General features: G+C 55.6%; 20 protein-coding genes. 12 read left to right on the top strand and 8 right to left on the bottom strand.

All coding sequences use genetic code 11. From position 1 onward, the window contains the following. Positions 1 to 259: 259 nt before the first annotated feature. Both ftsH2 and H6F59_RS13630 read left to right on the top strand, forming a co-directional pair. Positions 260 to 2146: an ATP-dependent zinc metalloprotease FtsH2 gene (gene ftsH2, locus H6F59_RS13635; protein ID WP_190700642.1), complete on the top strand. Its 1887-nt coding sequence runs from the start codon at positions 260 to 262 to the stop codon at positions 2144 to 2146. Positions 2147 to 2216: 70 nt separating this feature from the next. Further along, entirely contained in the window at positions 2217 to 3296 is a 1080-nt protein-coding gene (locus tag H6F59_RS13630) for a glycosyl transferase (RefSeq protein WP_190700628.1), read from the top strand. Positions 3297 to 3320: 24 nt separating this feature from the next. Here the strand turns inward: H6F59_RS13630 and H6F59_RS13625 are convergent, their stop codons facing one another. After that, positions 3321 to 4184 carry an SDH family Clp fold serine proteinase gene (locus H6F59_RS13625; RefSeq protein WP_190700625.1) on the bottom strand — a complete coding sequence of 288 codons (864 nt, stop codon included), beginning with the start codon at positions 4182 to 4184 and terminating at the stop codon, positions 3321 to 3323. 206 nt (positions 4185 to 4390) lie between these two features. Between H6F59_RS13625 and H6F59_RS13620 the strand changes: the two genes are divergently transcribed. Continuing rightward, positions 4391 to 5602: a PD40 domain-containing protein gene (locus H6F59_RS13620; protein WP_190700622.1), complete on the top strand. Its 1212-nt coding sequence runs from the start codon at positions 4391 to 4393 to the stop codon at positions 5600 to 5602. Here H6F59_RS13620 and dusA read toward each other — a convergent pair. Beyond that, positions 5585 to 6628, bottom strand: coding sequence for a tRNA dihydrouridine(20/20a) synthase DusA (dusA, locus tag H6F59_RS13615; protein WP_199325787.1), 1044 nt, complete (start codon positions 6626 to 6628; stop codon positions 5585 to 5587). The genes H6F59_RS13620 and dusA overlap by 18 nt on opposite strands. Before the next feature lie 190 nt (positions 6629 to 6818). On the opposite strand from dusA, the gene H6F59_RS13610 reads away from it, so the two are divergent. Further along, complete coding sequence (locus tag H6F59_RS13610) at positions 6819 to 7094, top strand: YkvA family protein (RefSeq protein ID WP_190700616.1); 276 nt, start codon at positions 6819 to 6821, stop codon at positions 7092 to 7094. A gap of 169 nt (positions 7095 to 7263) precedes the next feature. Next, positions 7264 to 7629: a DUF2237 family protein gene (locus H6F59_RS13605; protein WP_190700613.1), complete on the top strand. Its 366-nt coding sequence runs from the start codon at positions 7264 to 7266 to the stop codon at positions 7627 to 7629. A gap of 86 nt (positions 7630 to 7715) precedes the next feature. On the opposite strand, the gene H6F59_RS13600 is transcribed toward H6F59_RS13605, so the two are convergent. Then, entirely contained in the window at positions 7716 to 8042 is a 327-nt protein-coding gene (locus H6F59_RS13600) for a heavy metal-binding domain-containing protein (RefSeq protein ID WP_190700610.1), read from the bottom strand. Positions 8043 to 8055: 13 nt separating this feature from the next. Continuing rightward, positions 8056 to 8934, bottom strand: a complete 879-nt coding sequence (gene nadC / locus H6F59_RS13595) for a carboxylating nicotinate-nucleotide diphosphorylase (RefSeq protein ID WP_190700607.1) — start codon at positions 8932 to 8934, stop codon at positions 8056 to 8058. 503 nt (positions 8935 to 9437) lie between these two features. On the opposite strand from nadC, the gene H6F59_RS13590 reads away from it, so the two are divergent. The 3 genes from H6F59_RS13590 to H6F59_RS13580 all read left to right on the top strand — a co-directional run bounded on the left by H6F59_RS13590 (position 9438) and on the right by H6F59_RS13580 (position 13285). Beyond that, on the top strand, positions 9438 to 9719 hold the full coding sequence (locus H6F59_RS13590; RefSeq protein WP_190516793.1) for a 4a-hydroxytetrahydrobiopterin dehydratase: 282 nt from the start codon (positions 9438 to 9440) through the stop codon (positions 9717 to 9719). A gap of 215 nt (positions 9720 to 9934) precedes the next feature. Beyond that, positions 9935 to 11386, top strand: coding sequence for an iron uptake porin (locus H6F59_RS13585; protein WP_190700604.1), 1452 nt, complete (start codon positions 9935 to 9937; stop codon positions 11384 to 11386). 408 nt (positions 11387 to 11794) lie between these two features. After that, positions 11795 to 13285 (top strand): iron uptake porin, encoded by a 1491-nt coding sequence (locus H6F59_RS13580; RefSeq protein WP_190700600.1) that lies wholly within the window; start codon positions 11795 to 11797, stop codon positions 13283 to 13285. Between the two features lie 73 nt (positions 13286 to 13358). Here H6F59_RS13580 and H6F59_RS13575 read toward each other — a convergent pair whose 3' ends face one another. Beyond that, positions 13359 to 13790, bottom strand: a complete 432-nt coding sequence (locus H6F59_RS13575) for a gamma-glutamylcyclotransferase (RefSeq protein WP_190700596.1) — start codon at positions 13788 to 13790, stop codon at positions 13359 to 13361. A gap of 202 nt (positions 13791 to 13992) precedes the next feature. On the opposite strand from H6F59_RS13575, the gene H6F59_RS13570 reads away from it, so the two are divergent. The 3 genes from H6F59_RS13570 (at position 13993) to H6F59_RS13560 (ending at position 17546) form a co-directional block, all read left to right on the top strand. Beyond that, positions 13993 to 14970 (top strand): UDP-glucuronic acid decarboxylase family protein, encoded by a 978-nt coding sequence (locus tag H6F59_RS13570; RefSeq protein WP_190700592.1) that lies wholly within the window; start codon positions 13993 to 13995, stop codon positions 14968 to 14970. 124 nt (positions 14971 to 15094) lie between these two features. Next, complete coding sequence (locus H6F59_RS13565) at positions 15095 to 16483, top strand: UDP-glucose/GDP-mannose dehydrogenase family protein (RefSeq protein ID WP_190700588.1); 1389 nt, start codon at positions 15095 to 15097, stop codon at positions 16481 to 16483. A 232-nt stretch (positions 16484 to 16715) separates the two neighbouring features. Next, a complete protein-coding gene (locus H6F59_RS13560) occupies positions 16716 to 17546 on the top strand; it encodes an SWIM zinc finger family protein (protein WP_190700585.1) in 831 nt (276 codons plus the stop codon). Here the strand turns inward: H6F59_RS13560 and H6F59_RS13555 are convergent. The 3 genes from H6F59_RS13555 to H6F59_RS13545 form a co-directional block, all read right to left on the bottom strand. Beyond that, positions 17543 to 18325 carry an HpsJ family protein gene (locus H6F59_RS13555; protein ID WP_190700580.1) on the bottom strand — a complete coding sequence of 261 codons (783 nt, stop codon included), beginning with the start codon at positions 18323 to 18325 and terminating at the stop codon, positions 17543 to 17545. The genes H6F59_RS13560 and H6F59_RS13555 overlap by 4 nt on opposite strands. 219 nt (positions 18326 to 18544) lie before the next feature. After that, positions 18545 to 20323, bottom strand: coding sequence for a peptide ABC transporter substrate-binding protein (locus H6F59_RS13550; RefSeq protein WP_190700576.1), 1779 nt, complete (start codon positions 20321 to 20323; stop codon positions 18545 to 18547). Between the two features lie 187 nt (positions 20324 to 20510). Further along, positions 20511 to 21449, bottom strand: a complete 939-nt coding sequence (locus H6F59_RS13545) for a DUF6492 family protein (protein WP_190700573.1) — start codon at positions 21447 to 21449, stop codon at positions 20511 to 20513. A 276-nt stretch (positions 21450 to 21725) separates the two neighbouring features. Here H6F59_RS13545 and H6F59_RS13540 point away from each other — a divergent pair, with 276 nt between their 5' ends. Continuing rightward, positions 21726 to 23126 (top strand): hypothetical protein, encoded by a 1401-nt coding sequence (locus H6F59_RS13540; RefSeq protein WP_190700569.1) that lies wholly within the window; start codon positions 21726 to 21728, stop codon positions 23124 to 23126. Positions 23127 to 23136 lie beyond the last annotated feature (10 nt).

The following is a 23136-nucleotide window of genomic DNA, read 5'->3' as shown; positions in this document are numbered from 1 at the left end:
GAGGAGAAGCCTGGCTAACGCTACGCACCTCAAGGTTAGTTACTCCCGGGACAATCAATTTGATCGGGGATTTGCCCGAGTCCCGTGGCTTACGTTACATTAAGTAAAGATTTATCTCATATTTCTTTTTCCGACTCGAGGTTCCGCCCCCGGCAACACCCTGTTTCCAGGCATGATAGACGTAGGGCCAAACTCGGTCACCATCCGTTAACTGAACATTCGTTAACACTGTGCACGTTAGTCAATAGAGGCCATAGGTATGAAATTTTCGTGGCGAGTAGCCTTACTGTGGACCCTGCCCCTGCTGGTAATAGGGTTTTTCTTGTGGCAAGGAGCATTTTCGTCAGCCCCGGCTGATATGGGTCGCAACGCGGCCAACACCCGCCTCACCTATGGTCGCTTTCTCGACTATCTCGATGCCGGGCGGGTGACAGCAGTAGATCTCTATGACGGCGGCAGAACGGCCATTATCGAAGCCGTTGACCCCGACCTAGACAACCGCGTCATGCGCTGGCGGGTTGACCTGCCGGGCAATTCCCCCGACCTGGTGAGCCGTCTGCGCACCGCCAACATCAGCCTCGACTCTCACCCCCCGCGCAATGATGGCGCTTTGGTGGGTGCCCTGGGCAACCTGCTGTTTCCGCTGCTGCTGATTGGCGGTTTGTTCTTTTTATTCCGCCGCTCCAACGGGGCCATGGGTGGCCCGGGCCAGGCGATGAGCTTTGGTAAGTCGAAGGCCCGCTTCATGATGGAAGCCAAGACTGGCGTCATGTTTGATGATGTGGCCGGTATTGACGAAGCCAAGGAAGAGCTGGAAGAAGTCGTTACCTTTTTGAAGAAGCCCGAGCGCTTTACCGCCATTGGCGCGCGCATTCCTAAGGGCGTGCTACTGGTAGGCCCTCCCGGTACCGGTAAAACCTTGCTGGCCAAGGCGATCGCAGGTGAAGCCGGCGTACCCTTCTTCAGCATCTCCGGTTCTGAATTTGTCGAGATGTTCGTCGGCGTCGGTGCTTCCCGCGTGCGCGACCTGTTTAAGAAGGCTAAAGAAAACGCTCCCTGCATCATCTTTATCGATGAGATTGACGCTGTCGGTCGGCAGCGGGGCGCAGGCATCGGCGGCGGCAACGATGAGCGTGAGCAAACCCTCAACCAGCTGCTCACCGAGATGGATGGTTTCGAGGGCAATACCGGCATCATCATCATTGCTGCCACTAACCGGGCAGACGTGCTCGACTCAGCGCTGCTGCGCCCCGGTCGCTTTGACCGTCAGGTGATGGTCGATCCGCCCGACATCAAAGGCCGAATCGAAATCCTCGAAGTCCACGCCCGCAATAAGAAGCTGGCCGAAGACATTTCTCTAGAGACGATCGCCCGCCGCACCCCCGGCTTTACCGGGGCTGACCTGGCCAACCTGCTCAATGAGGCCGCCATTCTCACCGCTCGCCGTCGCAAAGATGGCATGACTATGGCCGAGGTCGATGATGCCGTCGACCGCGTCATCGCTGGTATGGAGGGCACCCCCCTAGTCGACAGCAAGAGCAAGCGGCTGATTGCCTACCACGAGATTGGCCATGCGATCGTCGGCACCCTGGTCAAAGACCACGACCCCGTGCAAAAAGTTACCCTGATTCCTCGCGGTCAGGCTCAAGGTCTCACCTGGTTTACCCCCAGTGAAGAGCAGATGCTGATCTCGCGCGCTCAGATTTTGGCTCGGATTACCGGGGCACTGGGCGGTCGCGCCGCTGAAGATGTAATCTTTGGCGATGCCGAAGTCACCACCGGAGCCGGCAACGACCTCCAGCAGGTGAGCAATATGGCTCGGCAAATGGTCACTCGATTTGGCATGTCCGATCTGGGGCCGCTATCCCTCGAAAGCTCTCAGGGTGAGGTGTTCCTCGGTCGCGACTGGCTCTCTCGCTCAGAATATTCTGAGGAAGTGTCGTCTCGCATTGACGGTCAGGTGCGCACTATCGTTGACCACTGCTACACCAACGCTAAGCGCATTATGCAAGACCACCGCGCTCTGATCGATCGCCTAGTCGATCTGCTGGTCGAGCGCGAAACCATCGACGGCGACGAGCTGCGCCAGATCGTCTCTGAGTACACGGTAGTGCCTGACAAACAGCAGTTTGTGCCCCAGCTCTAGGGTCTAAGCTGTTGAGATGATTGAGGCTCGTCCCTAGGGACGAGCCTTTTTAGTTGGAGAGAAATTGTCTATGCCCCGCCCTGTGCTCTACGTGGCGATCACCAACCACGGCTTTGGTCATGCCACCCGTGCCGCCTCGGTTGCCGCTGCGGTCAAAGCGCTACAGCCCGAGGTGGATTTGGTACTGGCCACTACCGCTCCCCAATGGCTGCTCAACGAATACCTGCCGATGGACTATGAGTATCGTCCGGTAGCCTTTGATATCGGCGTGATTCAGCCCGATAGTCTCACCATGGATTTGCCAGCCACACTGGCTAAGCTTGAAGACATTCAGGCTCATCAACAAGAAACCGTGGCCGCAGAAGCCACCTACCTCAAGCAGCGCGAGGTGAATCTGGTGCTGGCTGATATTCCACCGCTGGCTACGGCGATCGCCCACGCCGCTGACATCCCCTGCTGGATGGTCAGCAACTTTGGCTGGGATTTCATCTACCGCGGCTTTGGCCCAGAGTTTGAGCCGATCGCCCGCTGGATTGGGGAATGTTTTGGTGAGTGCGATCGCCTCTTTCGCCTGCCCTTCCACGAGCCGATGGCTGCCTTCCCCCTCATAGAAGACGTCGGGCTAACTGGAGGAACCCCGCGCTATGAAGCTGAAGCATTGAGAGCACAGTGGAACCTGTCTCATCCCAAAGAACGCACGGTTCTACTGACCTTCGGCGGGTTAAGCCTCCAGGCCATTCCCTACGAGCGCCTCACCCAGTTCCCCGACTGGCAGTTTCTCACCTTTGAGCAAGACGCCCCCGCCCTGCCTAATCTGTTTAAAGTGCCTAGGCAAGGCTACCGCCCAGTGGATGTCATGCCCCTGTGCAGCCGCATAGTCTCCAAGCCAGGGTTCAGCACCTTCTCCGAAGCCTGCCGCCTCGATCTGCCCATTATTACTATCACTCGGGAAGACTTTGCGGAAGGCCCCGTGCTCGTCAACGGTCTGCAAGACTACAGCTGGCACCGAGTCCTCACCCCCGCCGAATTTTTCGACGGCAACTGGGCATTTTTAACCCAGCCCCTCGACCCACCCCGCACTACCAAATCCATCAGCAAAGACGGCAACCATCAGATCGCCAAAGCCATTGTCGATTATCTCAGTAGCTAAGTCTGGCACCCACTCAACTACTCCCTACTGAGCTCGCCCTTGCCCGGTCGGCAGCGGCGGCGGACTCTGGTACGGCAGCGGAATGTACTGCACTGTCGGGCGGCCCATCATCGGCTGAGGATAGAGATCCATCAGGCTGTAGATCTCTAGGGGCAAGCCTACGGTCACGGGCAGCCCCATGTCGGTTGCCTCTTCCACTGCGATCGGGTAGTCGTGGGTGACTTGGCCGGTGGTAAGGCGATCGATAATTTTGTCAATGTTGGCCGGGTCAACTTTCTGTCGAGGGTTTGAGTCTTCCAGCAGAGCTCGCACAAATCGCTGTACCTGGCTAATTGCCTTGCGGGCTAGATCGGCCGTTATGAGAGTCTGATCATCCATTTTCTCGGGTGGTTTTGCCTCTAGCACCGTGAGAATGCTGGCGGCTGCTACGTTGCCCAACTGAGGATCCACCGGCCCCAGCACCGCATTTTCATCCATCACAATTTCGTCGGCGGCCATTGCCAGCATCGTGCCGCCACTCATGGCGTAGTGGGGAATAAACACCGTTACCTTAGCCCCATGGCGCAGCAACGCTCGGGCAATTTGCTCGGTGGCCAGCACCAGCCCCCCAGGAGTGTGCAAAATCAAGTCAATGGGCACGTTGGCGGGGGTGAGGCGAATGGCCCGCAAAATCTGCTCTGAGTCTTCGATATTGATAAACCGCGAGATGGGAATGCCCAGCAGGCTGATCGACTCCTGGCGATGAATCAACAAAATCACCCGGCTGCCGCGCTGCTGCTCTAGATTGCGAATGGCGTTGATCCGACGTGACTGGACGAGCCGCCGCTGAATGGCAGGTTGAAGGGAGGAGAGAATTAAAAAGATGAAAAATAGGCTGATGACGTTCATGAGCTGACGAATAAATACAGCACCGGAGTCAGCACCCGTCCATCTTGCTCGATGGCGGCAGGGCCGACAACCCAACAATTAACGCTTCTGGCATCTTAGAAACTAACCGATGATCAGGGCGGTTGCCCGGTGCGATTCTAAAATCTGGTTCCAAGCCCCCGGCCCATAGCTATGATGACGAAGGGAACGCTTAAGGATGTGAAACCGTGATTCAACCTTCTGTGGCCGTATTCACCACCGCAATTGTGGCGTTTGCCATCACAGCAGCGCCAGCGGCAGATCTATCTTTTGCGACCCCCAATGGGCTGTTTCGTCTGGAGCCCGACAGCGGCGATCGCGAAGCCCTGCTGCCCGAGGGCGATCGCCCCTTCAATACCCTAGCCTGGTCTCGCAGCGGAGAGCGGCTAGCCATTGTTCAAAACTACGGCGAAGTCTATCGAGTTGAACCGGGTGCGGACTCCCCCAAGCTGGTGTTTTCTAGCGATTGTCAACGGCTGCCCACAATCGATCTGGTCTGGCAGCTCGATGGCGAAACCTTGGTCATTAAGCAGCGCTGCCCCGCCCCCACCGCCGGTGCCCCCGCTGAATTAGAACTGTTCCTTAGTCGCCCTACTGGAGAGGTGACAGCCTTTAATTCCTTGCCCGACAGTCCAGAGTCAGACGTTTTTGTGGCGCCCGATGGCAGCCAGATCGCCTATGTGACCGGCCAGCATATCTTCGTAGCCGGGCTGGACGGCAGTCGCCCTCGCCGCATTACCCAAACCCCTGGCATCTACGGTGCTGCTGGGAGCCCTTTGGCTTGGTCCCCCGATGGCACCCAGCTGGCCTTCTATGAGGGTAACTATCCTTTCCAGCGGCTCAATGTCGTGAGGGCTGACGGGGGCGATCGCCGCGTGCTGACGCCCGAAGCCAACTTCCAGATTTACCGCAGCATTGTGCTGTGGTCACCTGACGGTCGCTATATCGCCTACTATCGGCCCCACAACCCACCCCTCAGCAACCAAGAAATCATTGCTCTAGTCAACGTCAACACTGGGGAGACCCAATCTCTCACCCGGCCTGGTTTTTACGACGCCCTCAGCTGGGCTCCTAACGGTCAGCAGCTCGCCTTCGCCTCAGGAGCTCAAGCCGGTCGGCAAACCCTATTTCGCATGGATCTCGTCAGCCAAGAATTTACGGCTTTGACCAATCAGCCTCTGCAGAATATCCTCGACAGCCAGTGGTCCCCTGATGGCGAGTGGATCGCCTTTACGGCCACCCCGCCGGACGACTCACTAGGTACCCAGGTGCTGCACCGCGTTCAGCCCGATGGCACAGCACTGTCTCCCCTAACCGCCCTTGACGAATACGTTTATCCCTTCGCCTGGGTGCCAACCCCGATCGAGACCAACACCCAAGGCCTAAACAAGACTCCCTAGCTGAGCCTGAATTTCGCTCTGTCGCTGCACCGCCGTCAAAGCCTGCCGGACAACCTCAACCCCGGCCCTAGGCTTTGACGACTCCTCGGTTAGTGTTTGCTTCCACAAGCGGCTGCCGGGCTGCCCTGCAAACAGCATCAGCATGTGGCGAGTAATTTTGTTGAGCTTCAGCCCCTGGCGCACCCAGTGGTCAATGTAGGGCAGCATCGCTTCGGCCACCTGGTGGCGGCTGAGGGGATCCTGGCGGGCAGCAAAAAAGCTCTGATCAATCTGGCTAAAGAGGTAAGGATTGTCGTAGGCAGCTCGGCCAACCATGACCCCATCGACCTGGGCAAGCTGTTCTGTCACCTGCTCAAGTCGGGTCAAGCCACCATTGATCTCAATCCACAGGTGGGGAAAGTCGCGTTTGAGGCGGTGCACGTCGCCGTAGCGTAGGGGCGGCACGGTGCGGTTATCTTTGGGGCTAAGCCCCTGCAGCCAGGCCTTGCGGGCGTGAACAGTAAAGTGGCGGCAGCCGGTCTGAGCCACGGTATCCACGAAAGTGGCCATGTCCTCATAGCGATCGCGATCATCGATCCCAATCCGGTGCTTGACGCTGACCGGCAGCGGACTGGCCGCCATCATCGCCGCAACGCCCTCGGCGACCCGCCCAGGCTGGGCCATCAGGCAGGCTCCAAAGTTGCCGCTGCGGACGCGATCGCTCGGGCAGCCCACGTTCAAATTGATGGCATCATAGCCAAAGTCAGCGGCAGCGCGGGCCGAGACTGCCAGCATCTGCGGATCGTCACCTCCCACCTGCAGCACCAGCGGCGACTCACTGGGGGTAAAACCCAGCAAATGGTCGCGATCGCCGTGCAAAATTGCCTGGGCCGTCACCATCTCGGTATAGAGCAGGGTGTGCCGAGTGATCTGCCGCATAAAGTAGCGATAATGGCGATCGGTGCGATCCATCATGGGTGCAATGCTAAGGAGCACCTCAATGGTCGCCACTCCGGCTTGGTCCGTCGGTCTCGTCTCTACGGTCATAGAACCGCGCATTTCTGTCATTGTTGCTCCCGTAGTCTAGCACTCTGGCTCTGGGCATCCAGAGGTTGCTTCACCCAGAGCCAATCAATTCTGGGGGCCGGTTCTCCACCGTTTTAGATCAGTTTTCTACACTAGGTGATTACCCGTTTTTTTGACATCATGAAATAGTCACGTTCAGGTGAATGGCTCAATGAACAATGCGATCGGCTTGTTTTACAACTGGTATAAAGCAACTCTACGCAATACCAAATACCGCTGGCTCTTGGTTGTGGGAACCATAATTTACTTGGTTTCTCCCATTGATATTGCCCCTGACTTCTTGCCAATTATTGGCTGGGTCGATGACGGTTTGTTGGCCACCCTGCTCGTCACCGAATTGACTCAAATTGCGCTGGAGCACCTCAACAAGCGTAAGCAGTCCGGCACTAGCACAGCCGATGAACCCATTACCACCATTGATGCGTAGGCCGAGGCAGGTCAGTCCCTGCCAGACTCTTTACCCTCAAACCTATCTCCCGGAGATGTCGCTAGCGGCATCTCTTTTTTTTAAGCTTCGTCAAGGCGGGTTATGAGGTCTTGCGGTAGATTAAAAGCGAACGGCGACCTGCCTACCGGCTCTTTAGGTTAAAACTCCCATGACCACCGCCACCAACGTCTTGGGGACTCCCCTCGCCCCCTGCTGCACCTCGCCCATGACCGGCTTTTATCGTGATGGCTGCTGCAATACCGGCGCAGGCGATATGGGAGTTCACGTGGTGTGTGCCCAGATGACCCCCGAGTTTTTGGCTTTCACCAAGGCCCAGGGCAACGATCTCTCGACGCCGATGCCCGATTTCCAATTTCCAGGGCTCAAGCCGGGCGGTCGCTGGTGTCTCTGCGCCCCTCGCTGGCAAGAAGCCCTAGAAGCTGGGGTAGCGCCCCCAGTGATCCTCGATGCCACTCATGCTGCTGCCATCGAGCATGTTTCCCTAGCTGACCTGAAAGACCACGCTCTTCAGTAACCCAATCTAGGGACCTAGTCCCTAAAGTACATCCTTGGATTTAGCCTAATCGAGTCTAGGGACCGGGTGTCTAAGCCAAGAACGTCTCATCCCAGACGCACCGCTGTACCGCTGGCCGCCACCATCAGCATGTTGCCGCCGTTGTTGATTTCGAGCGATTCATAGTCAATGTCTACGGCAATAATGGCGTCGGCGCCTAGTTCCTGGGCCGCCTGCGTCATTTCTTTAATAGCGGTGTTGCGGGCCTGACGCAGAGACTTTTCGTAAGCACCCGATCGCCCGCCCACCACATCGCGAATGCCCGCAAAAAAGTCCTTAAAGATATTTGCGCCCAAAATAGCCTCTCCATTGACCAACCCGCAGTATTCAACTACTTGACGACCGTCAACGTTAGGACCGGTAGTTAAGATCATGGGTTGCCTCGGGTTAAACCGCTTCAGAACTCGTCACTTGCATACTAATATCTAGCCACGGAGCCCGAGTAACGGGGGCACTGCTGGAAATAAAGTCTACCCCCGTCGCCGCGATCGCCCCTAAGGTCTCCAGCGTCACGTTTCCAGACGCCTCGATCTTGACCGTTGGCTTTTGCTCGCGAATGCGCTCAACAGCTGTCTTCATCAGCTCTGGAGACATATTGTCGAGCATGATGATGTCTACAGGGCAGGCGATCGCTTCATCAACCTGCTCTAGATTGCTCGTTTCCACCTCCACCGTCATAGGGTAAGGAATTGCCGTTCGAATCTGAGCCACTGCCGCTCGAATGCCCCCAGCAGCGGCGATATGGTTGTCCTTAATCATCACCGCATCATCTAACCCCATGCGGTGGTTGATGGCCCCACCAACTCGGCTGGCGTACTTTTCAAACTGACGTAGACCAGGGGTAGTCTTGCGGGTATCGACCAATTGGGTAGGGCGATCGGCTAACTGCTCCACGTACTGACGGGTAGCGGTGGCAATGCCGCTCAGGCGCATCACCAGGTTTAAGGCCACCCGTTCGCCCGTGAGCAGCACCGCCAGAGGGCCGCTGATTTTGGCAACGGTGGTGTCTTTATTGCAAGGGTCGCCATCATTCACCAAGGGCTCAAAGCTGACGTCGACATCCAGCTGCTGAAAGAGGCGGCGAGCCAAGGGAAGTCCGGCAATGACGCCGGGGGCGCGGGTGACCCAAACGGCCTGCCCAGGCCGCTGGGCAAAAGACCCTAACCCAGCGGTAGTCCAGTCACCGCGGCCAACATCTTCTTGTAACCAGGCTTGTAGGTACTGATCTACGGTGATATCAGGAATCGGAAGAGGATTTAGGGACATAGATTATGGGCTCTGGAAGGGCATTGAGGGCCAGCGCGATCAGCTTAGACCTCGACAAAGCTCGCAATTTCTGCCACAGCCAGAAATTATTGTGCTAACTTACGAGTAATGCCGCTGTTACGGCAGCAACTCTACAGATTTTACCGTTAGGATTCCAGGAGGTGATGCCCATGCAAGAAAGTAGTAAACGTGTGGGTCTTCAGGTTGAGATCAGCCGGCTGTGCGCCGGGGCTGTACTCTAGCTTCAGTGTTGGTTGCTTTGGCAACTAGCTAAGCTCTCGAAGCTGGCTGAATAGGGTTCCTCCCGGCAGTCAGGTTCAACCTAAGATCCAACTAGACCGCCCCTGCTTAGGAAGACTTTCTTCCCCTGGCAGGGGCGGATAGCTTTTAAAAGGGCAGCGCTTCAGAGGCAATGCGCGATTGGCAGACTCAGCATCCCTTCGCTGAATGCGATCGCACCACTACCGTCCTAGGATGATGGGATAGCTCATCTCCCTACCACCATGGCCACTCTCCTCAGCGATCGCGACATTCAAGCTAAACTAAGCCAGCTTTCTGACTGGACGTTGGTCGGCAAGACCATCACTTTTACCCGCACCTTCAAAGATTTCGTCGCTGCCGTCGACTTTGTCAACCAGCTAGTCGAGCCTGCCGAAGCCGCCGGTCACCACCCCGACCTGCAAATCTCCTACAACCGGGTCGTCGTTAGCCTCTCCACCCACGACACAGGAGGTCTAACCGAAAAAGACTTTGCTATGGCAGAAACTATCTCTGCTTTGAGTTAAACCAACTTAACCTTAAACGTCACAGTCGAAGAGCCATGATTTCTTCACTTGACGTTAATGAGGTTAATTAAGCTCTTCCCAAACTCTCACTCACACTTAACTCGTCTTGCACCCTGAGGATGTTGATCTACGACAACCTCCTATACGAAACTGTGCTGCAGCTTTCGCTACTGGTACACGCTTCGCTTTTTAGAACGGTGTGAGGAGAAAATTACATGTCTAAGCTATTTTGGCCTTTGCTGGCTGTGCCCGCTGCCCTAGGTGCAGCTGTGGCCGTCTCTGGCTCCGCGATCGCAGCTGAAGCCGCTACCCCCCTGGTCAGCGACTTCGACCAAGACTCTATTCAACTGGCTCAAATCACCAGCGTCTCAGAGCTCACCGACGTGCTGCCCTCCGACTGGGCCTTCCAAGCGCTACAAAGTCTGGTTGAAAACTACGGTTGTATTCAGGGCTACCCCGACCGCACCTTCCGCGGTCAGCGCAGCCTGACTCGCTTTGAGTTCGCTGCTGGTCTCAACTCCTGCTTGGACGTGATCGCGACCCTGATCGCCCAGTCCGGCATCGACCCTGACGACCTCGCTACCATCCGTCGTCTGCAAGAAGAGTTCCAGGCTGAACTGGCTACCCTGCGTGGCCGCGTCGATGCCCTAGAAGCTGAAACCGCTACCCTCCGTGCTCAGCAGTTCTCTACCACCACCAAGCTGCGAGGGCAAGTTGACTTCCACCTGGTAACCCCGATTGACAGCATTACCGATGAAGCAAACACTAGCGTTGCCAATCGCGCTCGATTAAACTTCGACTCCAGCTTCACTGGTGACGATCGCTTGCGTATTCGCCTGCAGGCTGGTGAGGGTAACGCCATTGCCCCAGATGTGCTCGGTGGCTTGGCCAACGCTCGGGGCAACGACTACAACGTAACCATTGACGACTTCTACTATCGATTCCCCGTTGGTAGCCGCATCACTCTAACTGCCTCTGCTCGCGGCCTTCAGGGCGATGACTGGGTCACCGACACCATCGTTCCTTTTGATGGCCCCTCCGTCGCCCAATATGGAGAACCAGCTTTCTATAGCAGCGGCGGCAGTAGCTCTAACGGTGCCGGTGCTGGTATCAGCATTGCCCTGACTGACAGCATCGTGTTGGATGCAGGTTACACGGCTGGTGGTCCTGGTGCCTTCAATCCTAATGTTGGTATCTTTGCTGCTGCCGACCAGAGCTACATTGCTCAGCTTAGCTTCCTGAGCGATGGCTTCCTGGATGCTGGTATTGCCTACCTGCACAATGACCAATCCACTAACTTCCAAGGTGGTTTACCCGGCGGTACTGACACCTATGCTGCTCTGTTGAACCTTGACTTTGGTGGATTCTTCATCGCTGGCCATGGCGCATATCAAACCTTCAACGGCGGCAACGACTTCAGCTGGACCGCTGGTCTTGGCATCAACGACTTTGGAGTTGAAGGGTCTCAACTGGGCATTTACGGTGGTCAGCTACCTCAGGTAGCTGACACCACCAACAACCCTCTCCTGATTGAAGGTTACTACGAGGTGCCCTTTAACGAGTTCCTAACCATTACTCCTGCAGTCATCTATGGGGACACCAATCTGGGTAGTGATACTGATGAAACTGGTTTCTGGGGTGTCCTGCGCGCCACCTTCGAGTTCTAGGGGTTATCCCTCTTACTGGGGACTCTGAGTTGGTTGATCACTGGTCAGAGTCTCCGGTCGCCAGAGCTTATCCATCAGCTTCAGAAACCGGAATCAACAGTCGTCTAATACGCCATTCCAAAAAATTTCCTTACTCCTGCTAACTCAGATAATTTTGGGGAACCTTATGCCTAAGGTGCTTGTCTAAGCACTAGATGAGGTGATTTTGTGACTACTTAGTCATTAGGTCAAATCTTATCTAGCCGCCGATGAGCAGATCTGCTACTATCGGTCTTGGATGTACATAAGGTTGAGTTACTGTCCCCTATTATTGGGTCAGGTCTGAACTTCGTTCATTGGGTGCGGCTTTTGCCAAACCTGCTGGTAGGTACACAATAAGCCTTGATTAAGGTGTGAGGAGAAAATCGAATGGCTAAGTTATTTTGGCAATCTTTGCTGGCTGTGCCCGCTGCCCTAGGTGCAGCTGTGGCCGTCTCTGGCTCCGCGATCGCAGCTGAAGCTGCTACCCCCCTGGTCAGCGACTTCGACCAAGACTCTGTTCAACTGGCTCAAATCACCAGTGTTTCAGAGCTCACCGACGTGCTGCCCTCCGACTGGGCCTTCCAGGCACTACAAAGCCTAGTTGAAAACTACGGTTGTATTCAGGGCTACCCCGACCGCACCTTCCGCGGTCAGCGCAGCCTGACTCGCTTTGAGTTCGCCGCTGGTCTCAACTCCTGCTTGGACGTGATCGCGACCCTGATCGCCCAGTCCGGCATCGACCCTGACGACCTCGCCACCATTCGTCGTCTGCAAGAAGAGTTCCAGGCTGAACTGGCTACCCTGCGCGGTCGCGTCGATGCCCTAGAAGCTGAAACCGCTACCCTGCGCGCTCAGCAGTTCTCTACCACCACCAAGCTGGTTGGTCAGGCTGACTTCCACCTGGTTACCCCGATTGACATCGTCACCGGTGAGGCGAGCACTAGCGTTGCTGCCCGTGCCCGTTTGAACTTCGACTCCAGCTTTACCGGCAACGACCGTTTGCGCATTCGCTTGCAGTCTGCCAGAGGCAATGCAATCAGCGGCGACGGTTTCAGCGATGGGCTCCTAGGTGGTCTTGCTAATGCTAGCAGCAGTGACGCCGGCAACGAGGACAATACTGATTACAACGTTGCTGTTGATGACTTCTACTACCAATTCCCTGTTGGTAGCCGTATTACCGTAACGGCTTCTGCTCGTGGTCTCCAGGGCGATGACTGGGTAACCAGCACCATCGTGCCCTTCGACGGCCCCTCCGTTGCTGATGCTGGTGGGCCTCAGTTCTATGACGCGGGTGGTAGCACTACCGCTGGTCCTGGTGTTGGTCTGAGCTTTGCTCTCACCGACAGCATTGTGTTCGATGCAGGTTACACCAGTGGCGAGGGTGGTTTTACTCCCTCCGTCGGTATCTTTGCTGCTAATAGCCAGAGCTACATTGGCCAGCTCAGCTTCATAACTGATGGCTTCCTGGATGCTGGTATTGCCTACATCCACAGCGACCGGTCTGACAGATTCAATGGTGTTGCGGGTGCTACTGACACCTATGCTGGTCTGTTGAACCTTGACTTCGGCAGGTTCTTCGTAGCTGGCCACGGTGCTTACACCACCTACAATGGTGGCAACGACTTCAGCTGGACTGCTGGTGTTGGCCTCAATGACTTCCTGGCTGAGGGTGCTCAGCTAGGTGTCTACGGTGGCCAATTGCCCCAGCTATTAGGTACTACTAACAACCCCACTCTGATTGAAGGTTACTACGAAATTCCCTTCAACCAGTTCTTGACCATCACACCCGCTGTCATCTACGGTGACATCAATACCAACCTTGCTGGTAATGATGACATTGGTCTCTGGGGTGCTCTTCGCGCCACCTTCCGTTTCTAAGTTGTCATAACTTAGTCACAACTTAGCTAGGTTTAACTAGCGTTAAGGCTCTGCCAACATGGCAGAGCCTTTTTTATTTTGGCAAGTTTATAAAGTCCATAGCCTCTGTCCAATAGCCATGGGGTAACCAGAGACCTCCAAAACTATTTACCTGCTCTAGGCTAATGGTGTAGACCCAAGCTATCTCTAAGGGGTGCTGGTTCAGGTCATAAACTGTTTGCAAGCTCCGCTGGTACTCACTGCTCTGGGGGCGATCGGGGTAATATTCTTCAAAATCATCTATAGCCGTTAGAGCATATGCGCTGGAGAACGTCAGCAAAAACCCTTGTACCCAACCAGGTTCTGTGGTCATAGCTGGGTAGCCTAGGGGTAAATGATAGAGCCGTCCCAGCGTCTGTGCAGGTTGGGCTGCGATCGCAAAAGGTTCACAGAGGTTGGCAAACGCTCTCTCCCCAGGTTTTAGGGTGCCATAAACGAACAAATAGCAAAGGACATCATCAGACATAGGGTGGCTTAAATAAGTACACAGCCTGCTCAGGTCCAGGTTAAAAACAGCCGTTTAAAGTAAAAAACTTCATAGAGTATCAGCAAACTAATCAAAATTGAGGCAATGGGGTTTTGATATCCGGATACTTTACCCTAGGAAAAGTAAGGGTAGATGCAAGCTACACCCCCTAGTTTATAAATCTCTCTCTGGTTAATTGCCCATGAGAATTCTCGTAACCGGTGGAGCCGGGTTTATTGGCTCCCATTTAATCGACCGTTTGATGACCGAAGGTCACGAAGTAATTTGTCTAGATAATTTTTATACAGGTCACCGGCACAATCTGCTGCACTGGCTCGATCACCCCTATTTCGAGGTCATTCGCCACGATGTAACTGAGCCAATTCGGCTTGAGGTTGACCAAATTTATCATCTGGCTTGCCCTGCCTCTCCGGTGCATTACCAATACAACCCGGTTAAAACCATCAAAACCAACGTTATGGGCACCCTAAATATGTTGGGCTTAGCTAAGCGAGTTAAAGCTCGCTTTTTGCTAGCCTCAACCTCTGAGGTGTATGGCGACCCTGAAGTACATCCCCAAACCGAAGACTACCGAGGCAATGTCAATCCTATTGGCATTCGCAGCTGTTATGACGAGGGCAAGCGCGTTGCTGAAACCTTAGCCTTTGACTACCACCGTCAAAACAACGTCGATATTCGAGTGGCCCGAATTTTCAATACCTATGGGCCTCGCATGCTTGAAAACGATGGCCGTGTAGTCAGCAATTTCGTTGTCCAGGCCCTACAGGGTATTCCGCTGACTGTGTACGGTAGCGGTTCTCAAACGCGGAGTTTTTGCTACGTGTCTGATTTGGTGAGCGGTCTGATGAGACTTATGAATGGCGATTACATTGGTCCAGTCAATTTAGGCAACCCCGATGAGTACACCATTTTACAGCTAGCTCAAACCATCCAGGCTATGGTGAACCCAGGCGCTGACTTGATTTATAAACCCTTGCCCCAGGATGACCCACAGCGCCGCAAGCCAGATATCACTCGGGCTCAAACGTTCCTCGGCTGGAATCCTACGGTGCCTCTACAGGAGGGACTCAAGCTTACCATCGACGATTTTCGCAGTCGTCAGAGCCCATCAGGAACAACTGCGGCTGTATCACCGACACTGCACTCTGTGACTAGCTAGCCTTTGCAGGTTGCCATAGCTAGGAGGCCATAGTCTAGCTATGGCCTCGGGTTTGCCAAAGTCAAGAGCATTAAGCTCAAAGTTTAACGGTTATCGATTGTTCATAAAGTAAGGACTATTTTCTATGCGGGTATGTGTGATTGGTACTGGTTATGTAGGCCTAGTTACCGGTGTGTGCTTAGCCAATGTTGGCCACGATGTAGTGTGTATTGATGTCAACGAAGAAAAGGTTAAGCTCATGCAGGCGGGGCAGTCGCCCATTTTTGAGCCTGGGCTGGCTGAGATTATGCAGTCGTCAATGGCAGCAGGCCATCTCCAGTTTTCCACTGATCTCAAAGGTGGCGTTGAGCACGGCGACATCCTATTCATTGCAGTGGGCACCCCAGCACTGCCTACGGGTGAAAGTGATACCCGCTATGTGGAGGCGGTAGCTCGGGGCATTGGTACTCACCTAAACGGCGGTTACAAGGTGATTGTTAATAAATCTACGGTACCCATTGGTTCCGGCGACTGGGTGCGCATGATTGTGTTGGATGGCGTGGCTGAGCGCCAGCTGGTACCCGTGCCTGCTGGGGGTATTCCTGAGACAACCCACCCTGAGGTTGCTGCCGACTTTGATGTCGTTAGCAACCCAGAGTTTTTGCGCGAAGGCTCAGCGGTATACGACACCTTTAACCCTGATCGCATCGTGCTGGGCAGCAACAGCCCTCGGGCGATCGCCATGATGAAAGAACTTTACACCCCGATCATAGAACGGCGCTTTGCCGAAGATCCCAGTGCTGAGCCAGTGCCTGTGCTGGTTACCGATATCAGCTCGGCCGAAATGGTCAAGTATGCTTCTAACGCTTTTTTGGCCACCAAAATTAGCTTTATTAATGAAGTCGCCAATATCTGCGATCGCGTGGGAGCCGACGTGACTCAGGTGGCCCAAGGCATTGGTCTAGACTCTCGTATCGGCAAAAAGTTTTTGCAGGCAGGCATTGGCTGGGGCGGGTCGTGCTTTCCCAAAGACGTATCGGCCCTGATTCACACCGCCGACGACTACGGCTACGAGGCGCAGCTACTCAAAGCCGCCGTGGAGGTTAACGACCGCCAGCGTCAAATTACCCTCGAAAAGCTTCAGCAGGTGCTTAAGATTCTCAAGGGAAAAACCGTAGGCCTGCTGGGGCTCACGTTTAAGCCTGACACCGACGACATGCGCGACGCACCAGCGTTGATTTTGATTGAGCAGCTCAATCGCCTAGGAGCCAAAGTTAAAGCCTATGACCCCATTGTTTCCCAAAGCGGGCTGCGCCATGGGCTGACGGGCGTTATCGTTGAGACTGACGCCACGCTCTTGGCCGACCACTGCGATGCCCTGGTCTTAGTCACCGACTGGCAACAGTTTAAAGAGCTCGACTACGCCGCTATGGGCCAGCGGATGAACAGCCCCATCATCATTGATGGCCGCAACTTCCTCGATCGCGAAGCTCTGGTGCGGGCTGGGTTCCAGTACCTGGGTATTGGTCGCTAACGCCTAACTGTCATGCCCATCGCGCCAAAGACATTGGCGTGATGGGCATGACTCTAGCAATGGCAGCCGCTCGGTAAATTTAGTCAATCTTGGGGTCTAAAACCTGAGTTTTGGGCCTCCAGCAGCGGAACGTTCCCTGGATCTGTTCACTTGCAATAGGTTGTTAGATCAAGTCTGCGAGGCTAGCTCGACTGGCCTTAAGATGAACAGATAGCCCATTATGCTGCCTGTTATGACTGCCTACGCGTCCGCCTCAAGCTCTGCCTATGCCCTAGAAGATGAAGCTTGGTGGGTGCAGCGCTGGGTAGAGCTGTTGAACACCTACCGCTTCAAAAAGCGCCTAGAGCGGGGACGCATCTACGCCCGAGAAGGCCACATTCTCAGCCTAGAGTACAAGGGGTCTAAGGTCACGGCCTTGGTGCAGGGCACAGCTGAAGAACCTTACAAGCTTTCGATCTGGCTCGACGCGTTTAGTGATGAAGACTGGAACTACGTCATTGATTCACTTTCGGAGCAGGCTATTTATTCTGCTCAGCTGCTGGCGGGGGAAATGCCGGCTGAAATTGAGGCTGTTTTTACCGCCAATGGCCTCAGCCTTTACCCATTCAACCTGTCAGAGGTGCATTCTAAATGCAGTTGCCCTGATCCTAAGAACCCCTGCAAGCACATTGCAGCGGTGTACTACCAGCTAGGAGATTTTTTTCGCGAGGACCCGTTTGTGCTGTTTCAACTGCGGGGTCGCAGTCGTGACAGTATTTTAGACGCGCTACGGCAACGACGGCAGAGTACCGCGACCTCCACCGAAGTCCTAACCACAGATACGGAGTTGGCCATTCAGCCGGAATCTGGGAAAGTCACCAGTCAAGTTGATCTTCAGCATTTTTGGGCCTATGCAGAACCCCTGGACTCGGAACTGGTGGTGATTACCCCTGCCGAAACAACGGTTCTAGATGTGTTGGGTAAAATACCGCTCCCTCCTGAGGATGCACCCGCAGTGATGGGCCACCTCAAGGAGATTTATCAGACCGTAGCCCAGCAGGCGATGATGCAAGCCCTAGGCTAGGCTGACCGTGTCAGTGATAGCAGCCGTCGTAGCCCTAGCCAGCCAATGATCGAGTAACCAGCGGCCAAGAGCAGGCTAATCACTGAGACGCGAATGCCAGAGCGCCAGGCCTCAACCCTAACGCGCTGCTCGGCTTCCGCCCGGCGAGTGCCGATTTCGGTTTCAATTTGCTGCTGGGCTTGGTCAGCGCGCTGCTGCAAGAACTGGGTGAGCCCCTCTGGATCGTCGCGGTACTGCTCAATATCGGCGGGAAGCTGGCCGCTTTGGATCGCTTGGGATAAAAGATCGTCGTTTTCGAATAGCGCCCCTAGCTGGGTCTGTTGCTGGCTGAGTTCGGTAGACAGCCGTTGTTGCAGCTGGGTTGCGGCTTCGCTAGCTTCGGTGCTGACTTGGGCTAGGGCCGCTTGACTAGAAAGGCGTACAGCGTTGAGGTGCAGTAGTATGAGCAACAAGTAGACCAAACCCAGCACGCTAGCCAAAGCACAGACCCAAAACCGCAGATCGGTGGTCAGATTTTTGCGCTGCCTCCCCTTGCCCACAGAACTGTCGAGCCAAAACCCGGTCAGCAGCAGAGCCATGCCTATCAGAGGGACAATGCCGCGATCGACGAGCTGAGTGGTAGTGGCCAACTGCCACTGCACATTGGTGAGATTGGGTGGAATCAGCAGAATCAGAAAGTCGAGCAGGGCTGACAGAATGGCGATGGCACCGGCTACCTTAAGGGCGATCGCAGCCAGAGGAGACACCGTGGAGCTGGTGACAGCGGGTTCAGAGGTCATAGGAAGGGTCGGTCGCTTGTTACAGTTAACCATTCTGCCTTGACCCGGCCAGAAAACCACATATTCGCTATAAAACCTTGAGCTTTGCTGGCTTCAAGTCCCTCCTAGTTCTGCAACCTAATGGCCAAAAGTATGGCTAATGATTGCGATCGCAATCATTAGCCAACTACTACGTAATAGAAGGCTTAGACACCTATCTCAGCGATCGCGCCTGCTCTGCTATTGCTCCGGCTGAGCGGGCTTAGGGCTCCAGTCTTTGATCGCCCAAGTGCTGGCATCCCAGGGAGTGAACTCGACTCCGGTGAGGCGATCGCTGACTGCATTGGTCATAGCTCGGTGCACCACCGGAATGACGGCGACATCCTGGGCTAGCAGCTCATTCATTTGCTGAAACAGTGCGGCGCGGCGAGCGGGGTCGAGTTCTTGGCGGGCTTCATCCCAGAGGCGATCGTACTCCGGGTTGCAGTAGCGGGCGTTGTTGGGCTCCTGCCATTGGTTGGCCTGGGAAGCAATTTTGTCGCAAGTCCACCAACCCATATAGATGCTGGGGTCAGGGCTTTCGTTGCCAATAGAGTACACCTGCATATCGGCATAGAAATGGTTGAGGCTGCCGGTGTCCTCCGGGTTGCCTGAGAAAAATTCGTCCATACGCACTCGCGCAATCTGCACATCTACTCCCAGCTCTTGCAGACTATCGCTGACAATGGTCTGGGTCTTTTGGCGCACCGGATTGACCGCCGCCTGAAACAGCACCTCTAGGGGAATGCCATCTTTTTCACGCAGACCATCACCGTTGCTGTCAACCCAGCCCGCCTCATCGAGCAGCGCTTTGGCCTGCGCCAGATTGTAGCTATAACTGACGTCTGGCGCTTGGTAGTTGGCAGGGGCCACCAGCAGTTGAGCGGTTGGTTTGCCAGAGGCACCGTAAAGCTCTTTGGCAATGGTGTTGCGATCTACGGCTAGATTAATCGCCTGACGCACTCGCACATCGCTGAAATAGGGGTGCGGAATCTCTGGGCTAGAGCGCTCCCCGTCTTCGGTGCGGGCAAAGGGATTGGAAAAATTTAGCATAATCCGCTCCACCTGAGAGCCAAACAGGTGAGTGACATGGCCACTGGCGTCAGTTTCTAGCTCGCTGAGGGCCTCCGCTTCAACCTGGAGGTTGTGGGCAAAGTCGGCGGTGCCAGCCTGCAAGACCTCTCGCGCTGCGGCGTAGGGAGCTAGACCGCCTGCCAGCTCTATTTGCTTAAAGGCAGGCCGTCCGCCCCAGTAGCTGGGATTGGGCTCGTACACCACAGTGCCCGACTCAAACCCGACGACCTGGTAGGGGCCAGTGCCAACGGGCTGGAGGTTGGCCAGTGCATCTCGGGCGGTAGGGCCGTTAAATTCTTTAAAGATGTGGCGAGGCAAAATCAGCCCGGTTTGACCGGTGAAAGGAATCGACCAGGCGGGGGTGGGAGTGGCAAAGGTAATTTTTACGGTGTAGTCGTCGATCGCCTCCACGCTTTTCACACCGTCATAATATTGAGCGGTTGCTGCCGCCACCACAGGATTGCGAATAAATTCGAAGGTAAACACCACATCGGCGGCGGTGAAGGGTTCGCCGTCGGCCCAGGTGATATCGGGGCGCAGCGTCCAGGTGACAGAGGTGCCATCGGCGGCTATGCCCCCGTTCTCTGCAGTCGGAATTTCGTCGGCTAGAAAGGGCACCAGCTCGCCCGCCTCGTTATAGCTGGCTAGGGGTTCGTAGACGATGCGGGCCGCCTCAAAATCTTGGTAGCCACTGGCCAGGTGAGGGTTGAGGGTAACCACCGAGCGACTGTACAGCAGGCGCAGAGTTTCTGGGTCGCGAGCTGGCGCGGCGGCGTCCAAGTTATCTGCCTCGATCGCAGCAGGCGGAGCGGTGGCCAGGTCGGTAGATTGGCTAGTGACGGTGGCGGCTATGGCAATGCCAGCGACGGCTACCAAAAGTGCAGTGCGAAACCCTGATCTGATCATTATTTACGGTATGGAACCCCAAAACGACAGTGTTGCCCATTCACCCCCGCACTTTATAGTAGACAATTTGTGCGGTGAGGCTGGGGGCGATCGCGGCAGTAGAGGGCAATGTTTCGCCTCTATCTCTATGTCTATCAAGGGCGGGGGCAGAGTTCCCGGAAACTTTGACCCAATCTTGAGCGGGGGGTCAAACGGGGAAATCCAGCGCGGGATTGGAGAGCAAATTTGGCTTACCAGGACAAGGCGTAGCAGTCTCGGTGCTGTAGCGCTGCAGGTAGTGGCGGTAGCGATCGGGAGCAATTTGCGCTTTCGCTGAAATCATCACGGCAATGTGCTGAGGCTGCATAGCAGCAAAGAACTCGACCAGCTGATGATCATCTAGCGGGCAGGGTCGCCAGTATTCGTGACACAGGGGAGACCAGTCGTAGACGTGACCAGCCGCATCGCCCAGCACCTGATCGACAAACACCCCGTAGAGAATGTATTCCGACAGAGTTTTCGCTCGGGCCAAGGTCTCTAGCCAGGGGCGACCTCCTACTTGCTCTAGGCGATCGCACAGGGCAACCACGTTACTCTGCCGCCAGCTAATCAAATTGCCAATGTAGTTGGGGCGTGTGACTCCGTAGCGGTAACCCTCTAGCCCCAGCAGCTGATAGGCCACTTCGTACAGCGGTTCGAAGTCAGGGCTATAGAACTCAGGCACTCGAAACAGCCGCGTTTGGTCGGGTTGGGCAAAGTTTGTCAGGTCAAAGGGGCGCACAAACACCACATCAGAGTCAACAAAAACCGTGACGGCCTCAGGGACGCGTTGGGCAAAGGCCAGCTTGACCAACTGCTGCAAAACCCAGTTGCGAATTGGCGGAGTTTTGAAGCTGAGCCAGGCGCAGCTGACTAGGGGAAAGCGACGAATCCAGGCGGGCAGTAGTGACTCAACCGTTAAAATTTCAGTGCTGGCGTTGGCCAACGACTTAAACATTGGATAATCCCGCTGATCGACAATGACGTAGTGGCGCAGTGAGATCTGACTGAGCTGACTAACACTGTCGACTAACAGTTGGCAACGGTAGAAGTCGGGGCCGTAGCTGAGGGTAGCCAGGGCAAGGGATGGAGACACAGAGGCCGGCATTAGTAGTTGCTCAAAAGGGCGACGCTAGCAGAGGGGATACAGCCTTGGCGGTGCATTCAGAGCGAGCAAAGCAGCATTTTTACCCGGCTCTAACTCTAGGGATAAAAGAAAAAGCGAAGGTAAAGGATAAACTGAAGTCATAAAAAGACATGTTGTAATTGAAGAGTCAATAAAAAAGTGAATAAACTGGCAAAATTAGCTACTCTTAGGGGTCAACAGCCCCCTTAGTGGTTGAGTGTTCAATGTGAGACTACGCGACCAGGATCAGGCAACCTTATGACTGACACTACGGCTTCAAGCGCTTCCCCAGAGCCCCAGGGTAACCCTTCGCGGTACAACTCCGAGGAAGCTCTAGATCAGCCTTTTCCCCCGGCTGGCAACGAGTGGGAGGCAGTCACCTTTCCTGGTCAGCTGCCCTTAGACCATGCCGTTGAGCTGGCTGAGGTCTATGGTTTGTCTTCGCCAACCGCGGCAGAGAGCCTAGCAGAGGCCACACAACCCGCCGAGCCTGCCCCAGAAGATCTGGTGCAGCTGATTCAAGATCTCAACCAGTGCAACGATGCCCTCCTGCTGCGCGTCACTGAGCTTGAGGAAGCTCTAGAGCGATCGCAGGTGGCCCTTCAGGCTGAGATCGAGCGCACCCAAACTATGCCGGGCAGTCTTCCTTTAGGGGCCACTCCCGGCCCGGTGCAGCAGCAGATTGCTCAGCTCCTCAGCGAGCTTGACATCGCCAACGATGGGCTGCGCCGCACTACTATCCACAACGAAACCCTCCAGGCCGAGCTGGAGTCCAACCAGCAGCGGGTTGCCCAGCTTGAGCGAGAGTGCACCCTTTTGCAGCAGCGCTTCGGTGAAAAAAATACCGCCCTGCACCAGGCTGAAGAAACCTGCCGCGATCTTAAGGCGCGCCTGCATCGCCAGCAGCGCTATACCCTCCAGTTCAAAGCGGCGCTAGAGAAGTGTTTGAATATGACTCCGGCCGCTGGCTCGGCCGGTCCCAGCTCGACTGCGGTACAGGGGCAGCTGCTGAGCCCTACCGCCCTTGAGGACGTGAGCCAGCCTGTTGCCATGCCGCGATCGCAGCAGATCCAGCCTTGGTCAGCCGGTCAGGGCAGCGTCACGGATAATCCTAGCCTGACCCATCTGCTGCGAGGTCTGCGCAGCGCCGGGCCAAGCTCAGTACCGGCTCCGGCAGCAGTCCAGCCCGATTTTTTGCCAGAACCAAGCGTGGCAATCGCCCCCGAGCCCCTACCGACGATTTCTGCGGACCCACCGCCCTTGGCTAACCCCAAACCCGCACCTACCGCCCTCGACCCCTGGCTGGAGACGATTGACCAACCCGCAACAACTACCGCTTTAGAGGCAGCGTCTCTATTTACAGAGCCATCGCCCTGGGGAGAGCCCGTCGCTGCGGTACCGCAGCCCACCCCAATGCCTAGCCCCTCTGCCACCGCTCTACCCGCAGAACCGGTGCGAACTCAGCAGCCCACAGCACCTGCACCTGGCCCTAGCCAGCCAGCGGCTTCCGCCCTGCCTAGCTACAGCTATCCAGTGTCCGCCCCCAAGGCTTCACCGTCGCCCTTGGTCCATCCGCTGCGATCGCAGAAAAAGATCACCTCCATTGCCGCCGTCGAGCTACCTAGCTTTGGCCGCGCGGTCCGACGACGCACGGTGTGATCCCATGACA

The organism is Nodosilinea sp. FACHB-141 (assembly GCF_014696135.1).
Taxonomy (GTDB): domain Bacteria; phylum Cyanobacteriota; class Cyanobacteriia; order Phormidesmidales; family Phormidesmidaceae; genus Nodosilinea.
Note: the sequence above shows the minus strand (reverse complement) of the source record. Positions and strands in the feature narration are given on the sequence as shown.

Bases quoted from the DNA above. Each gene is read 5' to 3' on its own strand.
- dusA (WP_199325787.1), bottom strand. From the start codon at position 6,628: ATGACCGTAGAGACGAGACCGACGGACCAAGCCGGAGTGGCGACCATT.
- H6F59_RS13550 (WP_190700576.1), bottom strand. From the start codon at position 20,323: ATGATCAGATCAGGGTTTCGCACTGCACTTTTGGTAGCCGTCGCTGGC.
- H6F59_RS13630 (WP_190700628.1), top strand. From the start codon at position 2,217: ATGCCCCGCCCTGTGCTCTACGTGGCGATCACCAACCACGGCTTTGGT.
- H6F59_RS13555 (WP_190700580.1), bottom strand. From the start codon at position 18,325: ATGACCTCTGAACCCGCTGTCACCAGCTCCACGGTGTCTCCTCTGGCT.
- H6F59_RS13575 (WP_190700596.1), bottom strand. From the start codon at position 13,790: ATGTCTGATGATGTCCTTTGCTATTTGTTCGTTTATGGCACCCTAAAA.
- H6F59_RS13600 (WP_190700610.1), bottom strand. From the start codon at position 8,042: ATGATCTTAACTACCGGTCCTAACGTTGACGGTCGTCAAGTAGTTGAA.
- H6F59_RS13545 (WP_190700573.1), bottom strand. From the start codon at position 21,449: ATGCCGGCCTCTGTGTCTCCATCCCTTGCCCTGGCTACCCTCAGCTAC.
- H6F59_RS13590 (WP_190516793.1), top strand. From the start codon at position 9,438: ATGGCCACTCTCCTCAGCGATCGCGACATTCAAGCTAAACTAAGCCAG.
- H6F59_RS13605 (WP_190700613.1), top strand. From the start codon at position 7,264: ATGACCACCGCCACCAACGTCTTGGGGACTCCCCTCGCCCCCTGCTGC.
- ftsH2 (WP_190700642.1), top strand. From the start codon at position 260: ATGAAATTTTCGTGGCGAGTAGCCTTACTGTGGACCCTGCCCCTGCTG.
- H6F59_RS13540 (WP_190700569.1), top strand. From the start codon at position 21,726: ATGACTGACACTACGGCTTCAAGCGCTTCCCCAGAGCCCCAGGGTAAC.
- H6F59_RS13610 (WP_190700616.1), top strand. From the start codon at position 6,819: ATGAACAATGCGATCGGCTTGTTTTACAACTGGTATAAAGCAACTCTA.
- H6F59_RS13570 (WP_190700592.1), top strand. From the start codon at position 13,993: ATGAGAATTCTCGTAACCGGTGGAGCCGGGTTTATTGGCTCCCATTTA.
- H6F59_RS13585 (WP_190700604.1), top strand. From the start codon at position 9,935: ATGTCTAAGCTATTTTGGCCTTTGCTGGCTGTGCCCGCTGCCCTAGGT.
- H6F59_RS13625 (WP_190700625.1), bottom strand. From the start codon at position 4,184: ATGAACGTCATCAGCCTATTTTTCATCTTTTTAATTCTCTCCTCCCTT.
- H6F59_RS13560 (WP_190700585.1), top strand. From the start codon at position 16,716: ATGACTGCCTACGCGTCCGCCTCAAGCTCTGCCTATGCCCTAGAAGAT.
- nadC (WP_190700607.1), bottom strand. From the start codon at position 8,934: ATGTCCCTAAATCCTCTTCCGATTCCTGATATCACCGTAGATCAGTAC.
- H6F59_RS13580 (WP_190700600.1), top strand. From the start codon at position 11,795: ATGGCTAAGTTATTTTGGCAATCTTTGCTGGCTGTGCCCGCTGCCCTA.
- H6F59_RS13565 (WP_190700588.1), top strand. From the start codon at position 15,095: ATGCGGGTATGTGTGATTGGTACTGGTTATGTAGGCCTAGTTACCGGT.